Annotated in this window: 11 protein-coding genes; 9 read left to right on the plus strand and 2 right to left on the minus strand. The window is 39.1% G+C overall.

Annotated elements, in window-relative coordinates; genetic code table 11:
• Positions 1 to 225 precede the first annotated feature (225 nt).
• The 5 genes from hisD to J2S17_RS01975 all read left to right on the plus strand — a co-directional run bounded on the left by hisD (position 226) and on the right by J2S17_RS01975 (position 5,141).
• Complete coding sequence (gene hisD / locus J2S17_RS01955) at positions 226 to 1,509, plus strand: histidinol dehydrogenase (RefSeq protein WP_307471372.1); 1,284 nt, start codon at positions 226 to 228, stop codon at positions 1,507 to 1,509.
• Between the two features lie 44 nt (positions 1,510 to 1,553).
• A complete protein-coding gene (locus J2S17_RS01960) occupies positions 1,554 to 2,873 on the plus strand; it encodes a GntP family permease (protein WP_307471373.1) in 1,320 nt (439 codons plus the stop codon).
• Positions 2,874 to 3,280: 407 nt separating this feature from the next.
• Entirely contained in the window at positions 3,281 to 3,733 is a 453-nt protein-coding gene (locus J2S17_RS01965) for a GNAT family N-acetyltransferase (protein WP_307471375.1), read from the plus strand.
• 195 nt (positions 3,734 to 3,928) lie between these two features.
• A complete protein-coding gene (locus J2S17_RS01970) occupies positions 3,929 to 4,051 on the plus strand; it encodes a hypothetical protein (protein WP_307471377.1) in 123 nt (40 codons plus the stop codon).
• A gap of 304 nt (positions 4,052 to 4,355) precedes the next feature.
• Positions 4,356 to 5,141 (plus strand): DUF8817 family protein, encoded by a 786-nt coding sequence (locus tag J2S17_RS01975; protein WP_307471378.1) that lies wholly within the window; start codon positions 4,356 to 4,358, stop codon positions 5,139 to 5,141.
• Between the two features lie 179 nt (positions 5,142 to 5,320).
• On the opposite strand, the gene J2S17_RS01980 is transcribed toward J2S17_RS01975, so the two are convergent.
• The gene (locus J2S17_RS01980) at positions 5,321 to 6,340 is read right to left on the minus strand and encodes a 2-keto-3-deoxygluconate permease (protein ID WP_307471580.1); all 1,020 of its coding nucleotides are present in this window, start codon (positions 6,338 to 6,340) and stop codon (positions 5,321 to 5,323) included.
• A gap of 39 nt (positions 6,341 to 6,379) precedes the next feature.
• Positions 6,380 to 7,363, minus strand: a complete 984-nt coding sequence (locus tag J2S17_RS01985; protein WP_307471380.1) for a sugar kinase — start codon at positions 7,361 to 7,363, stop codon at positions 6,380 to 6,382.
• Between the two features lie 308 nt (positions 7,364 to 7,671).
• On the opposite strand from J2S17_RS01985, the gene kduI reads away from it, so the two are divergent.
• The 4 genes from kduI (at position 7,672) to J2S17_RS02005 (ending at position 11,134) form a co-directional block, all read left to right on the plus strand.
• Positions 7,672 to 8,502, plus strand: coding sequence for a 5-dehydro-4-deoxy-D-glucuronate isomerase (gene kduI / locus J2S17_RS01990; RefSeq protein WP_307471582.1), 831 nt, complete (start codon positions 7,672 to 7,674; stop codon positions 8,500 to 8,502).
• 19 nt (positions 8,503 to 8,521) lie between these two features.
• On the plus strand, positions 8,522 to 9,160 hold the full coding sequence (locus J2S17_RS01995; protein ID WP_307471381.1) for a bifunctional 2-keto-4-hydroxyglutarate aldolase/2-keto-3-deoxy-6-phosphogluconate aldolase: 639 nt from the start codon (positions 8,522 to 8,524) through the stop codon (positions 9,158 to 9,160).
• A 16-nt stretch (positions 9,161 to 9,176) separates the two neighbouring features.
• Positions 9,177 to 9,953 carry a 2-dehydro-3-deoxy-D-gluconate 5-dehydrogenase KduD gene (kduD, locus tag J2S17_RS02000; protein ID WP_307471385.1) on the plus strand — a complete coding sequence of 259 codons (777 nt, stop codon included), beginning with the start codon at positions 9,177 to 9,179 and terminating at the stop codon, positions 9,951 to 9,953.
• Between the two features lie 170 nt (positions 9,954 to 10,123).
• Positions 10,124 to 11,134, plus strand: coding sequence for a LacI family DNA-binding transcriptional regulator (locus J2S17_RS02005; RefSeq protein ID WP_307471387.1), 1,011 nt, complete (start codon positions 10,124 to 10,126; stop codon positions 11,132 to 11,134).
• The last annotated feature ends 991 nt before the right edge of the window (positions 11,135 to 12,125 follow it).

The following is a 12,125-nucleotide window of genomic DNA, read 5'->3' on the forward strand; positions in this document are numbered from 1 at the left end:
ATCTGCCCAATAGGCCTTGAAAAGATCGAATATCAGAGCGAGTGGGAATAGTGAGAAAATTACATTGACAATTGTAAACGCTTCATTTAATATCTAAATCAGAAACAGTTTTGCATACGTATGCAAAACTGTTTCATACAAGTATTTTAATCTATTAATCATTTACATACGTATGGATTTTTTTCTATACTTTTGCATACGTATGCAAAAAAGGAGAGTTATTAAATGGCAACATTTTTAAAGCAAGGTAAAGTAGTTGAAGACATCCAAAAAGACGATGCAAAAGTTTCGGAAATCGTTCGTTCTACTATTAAAAAAGTTGAGGATGAAGGAGATAGCGCACTCAGAGAATTATCTGAGAAATTCGATAAATGGAGTCCGGATCGTTTTAAGTTAACTGAAGAACAAATCGAAAGGATCTGTGCTTCCATTCCAAAACAAACTGTTGAAGATATTGAATTCGCACAAAACAATATTAGAAGATTTGCTGAAGAACAAAGACAGTCTATGAAAGATATCGAGGTCGAAACCATGCCTGGTGTAATACTGGGACATAAAAATATTCCAGTGAACAGTGTTGGTTGTTATATCCCAGGTGGACGTTATCCGATGGTTGCTTCCGCTCATATGAGTGTTTTAACCGCTAAAGTCGCTGGTGTTAAAAGGGTTATTGCTTGTACACCGCCTATTAATGGTGAAATACCAGCTGCAACAGTTTATGCTATGCACACGGCTGGAGCTGATGAGATTTATATCCTTGGCGGTATCCAAGCGATGGCGGGGATGGCTATCGGTACCGAAACGATTGAGTCAGTAGATATGATTGTCGGACCTGGTAATGCTTTTGTTGCAGAAGCGAAACGCCAACTTTATGGTCGCGTAGGTATTGATTTATTCGCTGGTCCTACAGAAACATTGGTAGTTGCTGACGAAACGAGTGATCCGGAAATGATCGCAACAGATCTGTTAGGGCAGGGTGAACATGGTCCAACATCACCTGGGGCTTTAATTACAACTTCTAAAGTAATTGCTGAAGAAACAGTAAAAGAGATTGAAAGACAATTAAAGGTTTTACCAACCGCTGATGTAGCTAGCGTTTCATGGAACGACTATGGACAAATTATTTTAGTGGAGGACGAACAAGAGGCTTTAAAAGAAGCAGATAGACTTGCTTTTGAGCATGTTGAGATCCTAACTAAAAATCCTGATTTTTTCTTAGAAAACATGACCAATTATGGCTGTCTTTTCTTAGGGCCTGAAACCAATGTTGCTTACGGAGATAAAGTGATTGGTACAAACCATACATTGCCTACTAAAGGGGCTGCGAGATACACAGGCGGTCTTTGGGTCGGAAAATTCCTCAAAACTGTTACCTATCAAAAAGTTACATCTGAAGAACAAAGTGCTTTTATTGGTGAATATGCAGCTAGACTTTGTCAATTAGAGAATTTTGCAGGTCACGCTGAACAAGCGCTGCTCCGTGTACGTAAGTACGGCAACAAAGCATAAGGGGAACAGATTCCCTTTCTAAACTATAAAAGTAGGTGGCTTTTATGTTAAGCATGTTGGGCTTAATTGGTGGCTTAATATTATTGACCGTTCTTGTCATGAGAGGTATGAATTTGCTCATTGTTGCTCCACTTTCGGCACTGTTTGTAGCGGTGCTGAACGGGGTACCTATATTCCCACAGTTTGCTGCTAAGGGTGAAGTGGACTTCATTACTGGCTATATGGATGGCTTTGCTGGTTTCATTACATCATGGTATTTGATGTTCTTAGCAGGAGCGATTTTTGGAAAGGTAATGGAGGATAGCGGAGCAGCAGAAAGCGTATCACATTGGATTGTTTCAAAAATTGGCATGAAACATGCGGTCCTTGCTATTGTCCTTGCCTGTGCTGTTTTAACCTATGGCGGAGTTAGCTTATTCGTTGTAGCTTTTGCAGTTTTCCCAATGGCAGTCAGTTTATTTAAGGAAGCAAATCTTCCTAGAAGGTTTATACCAGCTGCCTTAGCATTTGGGTCTACGACGTTTACGATGACCTCAGCAGGCTCACCTGAAATACAAAATTGGATTCCAATTCCATTTCTTGGGACAAGCCCATATGCAGGATGGGAAGTCAGTATCATTACTTCTATCTTTATGTTAATTGTTGGCTATTGGCTGCTTATGCAAATGATTAACAGATCCGTTAAGAAGGGTGAGCATTTCGTAGAAAGAGATACAGATAACACTGAGGTAAGGACAAATTTACCAAATCCAATACTAAGTTTAGTTCCTTTGTTGGCCGTTCTTGCAGTAGCATTTATTTTTCATGACTCGCTAGCTCAATCCGCTTTAATCCTTGCTTTAATTAGTGGCATTCTTGCCACATGGCTATTAAATAGGAAATACTTCAGAAATTTTTGGGATGCAGTCAGTGATGGAACATTAGGCGCATTGATTGCCATCGGGAATACGGCTGCAGTGGTTGGATTTGGTGGAGTGGCTAAGATTACCCCAGCCTTTGCTACCGCAGTCGATTTTATGACTAGTATTCCTGGATCACCATTAATCGGTGGTGCGCTGGCAGTTATGGTTATCGCAGGACTAACCGGCTCTTCTTCTGGTGGCCAAACAATTGCTTTACCTATTCTCGCCCCTCATTATTTAGATATGGGCGTGAACGCAGAAGCACTTCACAGAACAGTATCTCTATCATCCGGTACGCTGGATTCTTTACCACATGGAGGATATGCTGTTACAACGATCAGATCTATTGCAGGTGAAACACATAAAGATGCCTACCCTGCTTTTGGAGTAGTTACAGTTGTCGTACCCATAATAACAGTAGTTCTGGCTGTTATCTTATTCTCAGTAGGGTTAGGGATTTAGTATTGTTTTTAGACGATTAATAAACAGCAAAAAACTGTGTAACTATCATTTTTATTTCATCGAATGTCTTTTGCAGACTACATTTCTCAAGGCCTTTGACGTAATTGATTAATAGATTTTAACTTCAATAGAACTCTGGCATGTTTTCATGCTAGGGTTTTATTAGTATTCTGCTAAAAGTGATTTACTATGTTGACAAGTTAAAAAGGCTGTTAAGTAGTTATTGACATAGTTGAAGCAATAGACCGCTCTGGGCAGTTTGGAAGGAGAGTCCCCAGGGAAACGAAAGGATACGAACGTTCGTTCTTCCTCTTGGGAATATCCATTATCTGATTATATATAGAACTCCTTGCAAATCTAATAGATAGAATATATGATAATACTATTTTAGAAACAGAGGTGTTCAAATGAATATTCGCGTATTAAATAAAAATGAAACATTACCCTTAGATTTATTATTGTTAGCAGATCCATCGGAAAAGCTGGTAAGAGAATATGTCTCAAGAGGTCAATGCTATATCTTGGAGAATGATGGGGTTGTCATAGGTACATACGTGCTTATAGTTACTCGACCAGAAACAGTGGAAATAGTCAATGTTGCTGTTAATGAAGACTATCATGGAAATGGTTTCGGGAAGCAGCTCGTACTACATGCAATTGAAATGGCAAAGCAGCAAGGCTATAAAACAATAGAAATTGGCACAGGTAATTCAGGTGTCATTCAATTAGCGTTATATCAAAAATGCGGGTTTAGAATGACTTCAATCGATCGAGATTTCTTTCTCAGGCATTATGATGAGCAGATCTTTGAAAATGGTATACAAGTCATAGATATGGTACGTCTTTCACAAGATTTATAATGGTGAAAAACACCAATATATGAAATGGATTGGAGCAATTCTTTTAGATGAGGATTGCTTTTTCTTATTTTAAACGAGAGGTAAAAGTGGTGATGAAATGAACAATAACTTGTTTATACGCATAATTCTCTTTCGAAATGTATATTTATTTTTTTTCTAGCAAAAATAATTCGTAATAATCGAGGAGGAATGAATATGTCAAATCGTAAAATGAAGCATCAGAAAAAAGAACAACAATCAACACAAAAGGAACAGCTGAATAAAGAGCCCTACACATATGACAAAAAATTATATGGCCCAAATCGTCCGGCTGAATAATCTATTTTTCCTTGATAGAACTGTTATCATGCAATACCTCCATAGTTAATCTTTGTGATAGTGCTAATTAAGAATACTAATTCTTCATAGTTTCATTCAGATATATATGTTGATTACAATCTCAGGTGCGACCTACATTATGAAAGGTCGCACTTTTCAGTTCTAAAGGGGCAGTTATTATAAAAGATTCTTTCTGAAAACAATTTATTTGCTTAATGTATTATTTTACCATAAAAAATAATAGGAAATGATTTTTGTAGTTGGTTATAATTACTTTCTATCCAATTTGAAAGGATGAAAGCATATGAATAATCAAGAATTGAAGGAAATGAATCAAAATCGAACTGTACCTATTTTTGACTGTAGTTACGAAAATTACGATGCGCATTTGGAGTTCTATACCGCTCTTGGATTTGAAATTGTGTATTATCAAAAAAGTCCATATCGCTTTGCGACTGTTAAAAGTAACTTTACAGAATTAAGTTTTTACGGAGTAAAAAACTTACATGCTGAAGAAGGTCGAGGTGGATGTTATATTTACGTGCCTAATATTGAGGAAGTTTTTACGACATTAAAAAAGAACTTAAAAAAACACTATGGAAAAATTCCTGTAAAAGGATTGCCTAGTATTTCTAGATTGAACCGTACTGCTGAAGATCGAAGGGTCAATATAAATGATCCTAGCGGAAATACTCTTATAATAGGGGAAGTCTTAGGAGATTCAACATCATTAATGCAAGAAGAAGAGGAAATGCTAAAAAAACTCCAAACGAAATTTGAGAAATTATATAAACAATCTTATCGTTTTGCTTACTCAAAAGAAGATTTTCGTGCTGCTAGAAACCTAATGGAAGCAGCTTTTGGCAAACATAGTGAAAATATACCTAACGAACTTTATTATAAAGCAAGAGTACTTCAAATAGATGTATTTAACACTTTAGGAGAATTAGAGAAAGCTAAACAAATAACTGAAGACCTGGAGGAGCTTGAATTATCAATTGAAGAGGAAAAGAATTTAACTGAACATATAGAACGGTTAATCGAACTGAAAGAAGAAATTTTTAATTCTTCTAGTGATGAAAAGGGTTAACTGTTCTCATCCATAATATTGATAAAGGCTACAGCAAGTGAATATTTGAATTGATTCTTTATTAAAATAATAAATCCACAAGAAAACTTTTTGGTAAGATAGGAAAAGGAAGGTCCTATAGGAATCCTTGGGACAGTTCCTTTTCCTGTGATAAATGTTTATTTATACCTGATAATGGTTTATGATGTTATTTTGGCTTGGTCAGAATGGTTAATCGAAGAGCCTTTCTGAATTTTTCTCTGAGGGATGCCACGTTTTATTTGAACTTTGGCAATCCACATAGTTAGTACGGGTGTTAATAATGCAGTTACTAAAACACTTGTTGCGATAATAGCTGTGGCTGATTCAGCAACAGGCGCAAATTGCGGGTTTAGTTCAGCGATGATAAATGGTACTGCGACTGCTGCCCCGGCTGTTGAAGATGCGGCAACACCGGCAACTCCATCAGATCCGGTGATATAACGGTCCATTAGGTACAACACTCCGCCTGATAAGAACACGACAGCTACCCCCATCAAAATTCCCATAAATCCTGATCGAACAATCATTCCAAAATCAAGCCCAAAACCAAGAGCTAAGGCGAAGAACGGAATCAAAACAGGAACAGCCTGCCCTAGGAATGATCTCATCTCCTTATCGATGTTACCAATAATCATTCCGACCGCAAATGGAATAAGAGTAGAGACGATTGTCTGCCAAGGAAATGTGGCCAGTCCGCCTACACCAAGGATGATCATTGTGAAGAACGGACCACTTTCGATGCTGATAAAAGGGAATGCCGCTGCATCTTCAGTTCGTCCAAGTTTTGTCATTAATGCGGTATATAATCCACCGTTCGTTTCATTAAAGGCAGCAATGATGACTAAGACAGATAAACCTGCGAAAAGCCCAGACTGGATTCCATCTGCGGGTAGAAATAGTGCTGCCCCGTAACCGAGAAGCGCGGCGAAAACAACTTTACCAACCAGAAGGGTCATTCCTTTTTTAGCAATGTACCCCGATTGTTTCACGTCGATTGTCGCACCGACGCAAAAGAAAAAGACAGCAAGAATGGCGGATGTACCTGTCAGCATGGCCCCGGTGAAGCCTCCAAAGTATGTAGCAGTATCTGGTGCAAGCGTGTTAAGTAAGGCTCCAAGGAATAATGGAACTACCATCATACCGCCAGGGATTTTTTCAATGCCAGCTTTGATTCGCATCATGAATCTCTCCTATTCAGCTCAATTATTTTAGATTTCTTATGACAATCTAGTTGGGAGTTCAGATCTGTCTTTCTTTTGCTGCATTTGCATGAACTGCTCGAGGCTTTCACGGTTGGGCATGCCATCCATGTCACCAGGTGACATCACTTGGAGTGCCCCAATTGCATTTCCACATGTTACTGCTTCTCCAATTGGTTTTCCTTCAAGAAAGCTGGAAATAACCCCGACCGCAAAGCCATCTCCGGCACCGACCGTATCAATGACCTGATCAGGTTTGAATCCTAGAACATAGCCTTCTTCTTGACCAGTTTTATAAAATGCTCCTTCCGGGCCAAGTTTAATGACGATCGTCTGTATACCCTTTGATAAATAAAATTCCGCGATTTCATGGGGGTTCGAGAGACCTGTCAATGTTTGCGCCTCGGATAACCCTGGCAAGAACAGATCACTCAAATAAGCAAGCTGATTCACGGTATCAATCATCGTTTTCTCATCTTTCCACAAACCTGGACGTAAATTTGGATCAAAAGAAATAGATTTACCAAGTTTTTTCATATAGTTCATGGCTGTAAGTGTGAAATGATGGCAATCTCTCGATAGGGCAGAAGGGATGCCAGTCGCATGAAGGTGCCTTGCTTCGCTGAAGTAGGTTTCAGAGAAATCGTTCATACTTAAGGTGGAGGCGGCTGAATTTTTTCTGAAATATTCCACTTCAGGGTCACCCTCTAAAACTTTTGACTTTACGAGCATCCCGGTTGAATGGGTGTCCGACAGGGAAATGCCTTTTGTATGAACTTGTTCATGCTCCAAGGCTTGGATAATGAACTTTCCGAAACTGTCATTTCCTAATTTAGTGACGTAGCCTACTCGTAAGTCAAGACGTGAGATTCCACAAGCTACATTGGATTCGGCACCAGCCAAGGCTCTTGAAAAAGAAGTAGCGGTATGAAGGGGACCCGGGTGATTCGCGTAGAACATCACCATCGGTTCTCCAAAGGTTACAACATCCAATGTGTTCATAAATGATTCCTCCAAATGATGTAAATTGGTTTAGTAAAAAAATAACATAGAAAGCGCTTTCTATGTTATTGAAAATTAGATTATCATATAAACCGGTTTTTTACAACGAGTTTTTTGAAAATTTGTTTTTTTTAAGAGAACAGCATTAAAAAGCCTTGATATATAGGGGGATTACTAGATTGAATAAGCTGTAGTTAGTGAAAAAGTTTGACTAAATTTATAATATTCTATATATTTTAAGTGTAGTAACGCAATAATCATCTATTTATACTGATAAACCGTTTTATCAGGAGGAATGATTTATGAAAATTGATAAACGCTACTCGGTTCATCCGACCCAAGTGAAACAGTTCGACACTGAGGAATTACGACAGAATTTCTTGTTAGAAAATCTCTTCATCCCTGATAAAGTATCGCTTTGTTACTCTTTGGATGACCGGATTATCATTGGCGGCATCACCCCGGTGGAGACTGAAGTGAAACTAAAGGGAAGCGATGTGATTAAGGCAGATTACTTCCTGGAAAGGCGAGAGCTCGGAGTGTTCAACATTGGAGGTCCAGGAAAAATAACAGTTGACGGCGATGAATATGAAATGGACAATCGCGATTGCCTCTATATCGGACTTGGCTCAAAGCAAATCAGTTTCGCGAGTAATTCAGCTACTGAACATGCAAAATACTATCTTGCTTCCGCTCCTGCTCATAGAGGGTATCCAATCCAGCATGTTGCGTTCAAGGATGTTCCGGGAGACGAGATGGGGGAACAGGAGAAAGCTAATAAACGAAAAATCCGGCGTATGATTCATCAAAATGGAATTCAAAGCTGTCAGCTTTGCATGGGCATGACTGAGCTTGAATCAGGAAGCGTCTGGAACTCAATGCCGCCTCATGTGCACGACCGCCGTGTTGAGGTCTATCTGTACTTTGATTTACCTAAGGATGAGATTTTATTTCATATGATGGGGGAACCACAAGAAACACGACATTTAATTATGCAGAATGAGCAGGCCGTCCTATCTCCCCCATGGTCAATTCACTGCGGAGCGGCAACAAGCAGTTATACATTTATTTGGGCAATGGCCGGCGAAAATTATACATATGAAGATATGGATAAGTTCCCGATTATAGAAATGAAATAAGAAGGGAGGTGGTTACACGATGAAGAAGCTTCGTGTACTGCAAAACATAACAAAGTCACCGATAGTTGCAGTTGTTAGAGCCGATACAGTCGAACAGGCCATCCGCATCTCGGAAGCCTGCATGAATGGAGGCATTTCCAATATAGAAATGACATTCACTGTCCCGCATGCGGATGAGGCAATTACAATATTAACTCAGAGTCATCCTCACTTAACAGTAGGGGCTGGCACGGTGCTCGATTCGGTCACAGCAAGGATTGCTATCCTCGCCGGGGCGCAATTTATCGTGAGCCCTGCCTTTGATGAGGAAATTGTTAAAATATGTCATCTCTATCAAATTCCTTATATGGCTGGATGTGAAACGATAACGGAAATGGTGAAGGCGATATCGCACGGTGTGGAAATTATCAAATTATTTCCTGGCAGTGCATACGGTCCGAATTATGTAAAAGCGATTAAAGGACCGCTTCCTGATATCAACCTGATGCCGACTGGAGGCGTCAGCTTGGACAATATTCATGAATGGTTCGATAACGGCAGTATCGCAGTGGGAGTTGGCGGTAATTTGATTAGGCCTGCCAGAGATGGAAATTATCAAGAGATTACGAGATTGGCGGCAGAATATATGGAAAAGGTTAAAATGCAAATTAAAGCATGAGGAAGGGGACAGAATGATGAGTTTATCAGACTTTTCAATGGATTTTTTTAGCTTAAAAGGTAAGGTTGCAATCGTGACAGGAGGGAATACCGGGCTTGGCCAAGGGTATTCGGTTGCCTTAGCGAAAGCGGGTGCCGACGTATTTGTGATAACACATGGTGACAATTGGAGTGATACAGAGCATTTAATCAAAGAAACAGGCCAAAAAGCAGTGTTTTATCAAGCTGAGCTAACCGATAAGGACAGCCTTGCAGGGATTGTAAAGGGATGCATGGATGCATTTGGCCGTATCGATATACTGGTGAATAATGCAGGAACCATCCGCAGGGCACCACTCCTTGAATATAAGGATGAAGACTGGAATGCGGTAATGGAAATCAACCTTAATGCTGTCTATTACCTTAGCCAGCTTGTTGTTAAGGAGATGGTGAAGCAAGGCAGTGGGAAAATCATCAATATAGCATCCATGCTGACGTACCAAGGAGGTAAGTTCGTCCCTGCCTATACCGCCAGCAAGCATGGTGTTGCGGGATTAACGAAAGCGTTCGCCAATGAATTGGCACAACTTAACATCCAGACGAATGCAATTGCTCCAGGGTACATTGAAACGAAAAATACCGAACAAATCCGTTCGGATGAATCAAGGAATTCCGAAATTCTTTCAAGAATTCCTGCAGGAAAGTGGGGAACACCCGATGATGTGATGGGAACGGTCGTATTCCTCGCAAGCAGAGCTTCTGATTATATGAATGGACATATTCTTGCTGTTGATGGAGGCTGGTTAGTTAGATAAAAAGTATATAATCTGAAGAGCTCTTAGCGAATCTCAGTCGCTGAGAGCTCTTCAGATAGGGGAATGCTATAAATGAGGAAATTCTCTTATAATTTTGTTATTATGGTTATATAACGGTATTTCCTATTACTAGATAGGGAAGGGTTGGACTATAGAAGTGGGAGATGCTTATGGACGTAAAGAAGAAAGTTACCATATCAGATGTAGCGGAAAAAGCGGGAGTTTCTAAGAGCACGGTTTCCCAATATATTAATCAGCGTTATCGATACATGAGTTCAGAAACTAAAGAACGCATAGAGCAGATAATACAAGAACTGAATTTTCGTCCTAATGACAATGCACGGAATCTAAAAGTAAAAAAAACAAAGGTGGTTGGCATACTTGTTGCGAACATCCTGCATACACTCTCGACGGAGATTATTCAAACTGTAGACGAAAGATTACAACAAAATGGTATGAAAGCGTTTGTTTGTAATTCGGCAGACGATCCAGAGAAAGAGAAGGAATACATCGACTTGCTGATTGCAAAGCAAGTGGATGGCATCATTATCTTCCCAGTCGGCAATGATTATACCGTCTATAACTATTTAATTAACTATTCGATTCCAATTGTCTTTGTGGACCGATTAGTGGACGGTGTCACGACAGATTCTGTATTATTGGATAATCATGCTGCTAGCTTTTTGGCTGTTTCAAGTCTGGCTGATAAAGGCCATGTCAATATTGCATTTTTTACATTGCCTATTGAGTTCCCGATTACACCAAGGATAGAAAGGATTGATGGCTACAAGAAGGCCATGGCTGCCTGCCAATTAGCTCTAAGAGAAGAATTGATTTTTTCCTTAGCAAAAGACCAGATCCATGACGCATTACAAGCATGTCTTAATCTTAACACCCCTCCAACTGCAATTATCGCAGGGAATGATTTAGTACTTCTTCAAATATTGACATTTTTAAAAAAGAATGAAATATCAATCCCAGAAAATATGGCTGTAATAGGAATTGATAATGTTCCCTATGCTGAACTGTACGATCCGTCCATTACAACTATCGCCCAACCGATTCATCAAATGGGCTTGAAGGCTGCGGAGCTCCTGCTTGAAAGAATCAATAAAAAGGTTCAAAACCCTTTTATTACTTATCGATTTGCACCTGAGATAGTTGAGCGAAAATCAATATGACAAGCAATGTATTACGATCGTCAAGAACTTACCTGGTGGGACGTTCTGATAATTATTACTTAAAGGATCAATTACTTTTGGAGAATCCAGTAGATAAGATAATCTGGTTTATCAATTTAGTTTTCAAAGCTTGTTAGTTTAGCAAGTTTTGTTAAGAAGATCAAAATTTTATAATGCACTGATAATGTATAAAAAGTTACTTATAGATATATTTTCTATAGATAACTTTTTTCTGTGCCGTTTTATATTTTAAGTGTAATTCTTCACGCTTAGTGATTAAACACACTCTATCATCTTATTGACTTCATTATTGGTTGGTCGCATCGGTATTATCTAACTGAAGGTCATTACGTCAACCTGCTTTGTGGGCAATTCAGTAAAACAGGTGTTATCTCCATTGGCGATAAGGATTGGATATATTGCCACTGAGGAATGAACAACAGATAAGTAACTTCAAGTTTGACGGAAAGTTACAAAAAAGGCGAACCCCATGGTGGGAATCATATATTCATTCAAATGATATCGATGGTGGAGGATGCCTCATCCGGAAAATAATCCTCCTCATCTTAGACCAATTGCACCGTCAGTAATTACATCATTAGTCCAATTAAGTTCATACGTTGTAAGAAATCCCGGTTTCTAGAGAGTGGACCAATTAATAGTCACCAATCCAATCTAACTACATCTAAAGGAAGTTCAATCTTCTCCTCAAAGCCAAAGGCAAGAATATTGAAAATCCATCTATATTAGCAAAGTAACAATCGAAATAACCCTGCTAACTTCCTGCCGATATCCTTTCTACAAATAATCCAGCTCCTGGACACTTAATAAATCTTACTCTTCACTTAATAAAGGTGGGGGTGATAGCGGCTAACAAGTTTTCCCTTTTCTGTGATATTATCAATAAACTAAACCACTCAATGTATGCAAGTATTCACTCACATATGTGTAACCTCAAATTCATAAAAAGTTCACAATGAGGAAGTAAAAT

The organism is Cytobacillus purgationiresistens, assembly GCF_030813235.1.
Taxonomy (GTDB): Bacteria; Bacillota; Bacilli; order Bacillales; family Cytobacillaceae; genus Cytobacillus; species Cytobacillus purgationiresistens.

Bases quoted from the DNA above. Each gene is read 5' to 3' on its own strand.
- hisD (WP_307471372.1), top strand. From the start codon at position 226: ATGGCAACATTTTTAAAGCAAGGTAAAGTAGTTGAAGACATCCAAAAA.
- J2S17_RS01960 (WP_307471373.1), top strand. From the start codon at position 1,554: ATGTTAAGCATGTTGGGCTTAATTGGTGGCTTAATATTATTGACCGTT.
- J2S17_RS01965 (WP_307471375.1), top strand. From the start codon at position 3,281: ATGAATATTCGCGTATTAAATAAAAATGAAACATTACCCTTAGATTTA.
- J2S17_RS01970 (WP_307471377.1), top strand. From the start codon at position 3,929: ATGTCAAATCGTAAAATGAAGCATCAGAAAAAAGAACAACAATCAACA.
- J2S17_RS01975 (WP_307471378.1), top strand. From the start codon at position 4,356: ATGAATAATCAAGAATTGAAGGAAATGAATCAAAATCGAACTGTACCT.
- J2S17_RS01980 (WP_307471580.1), bottom strand. From the start codon at position 6,340: ATGCGAATCAAAGCTGGCATTGAAAAAATCCCTGGCGGTATGATGGTA.
- J2S17_RS01985 (WP_307471380.1), bottom strand. From the start codon at position 7,363: ATGAACACATTGGATGTTGTAACCTTTGGAGAACCGATGGTGATGTTC.
- J2S17_RS01995 (WP_307471381.1), top strand. From the start codon at position 8,522: ATGAAGAAGCTTCGTGTACTGCAAAACATAACAAAGTCACCGATAGTT.
- kduD (WP_307471385.1), top strand. From the start codon at position 9,177: ATGAGTTTATCAGACTTTTCAATGGATTTTTTTAGCTTAAAAGGTAAG.
- J2S17_RS02005 (WP_307471387.1), top strand. From the start codon at position 10,124: ATGGACGTAAAGAAGAAAGTTACCATATCAGATGTAGCGGAAAAAGCG.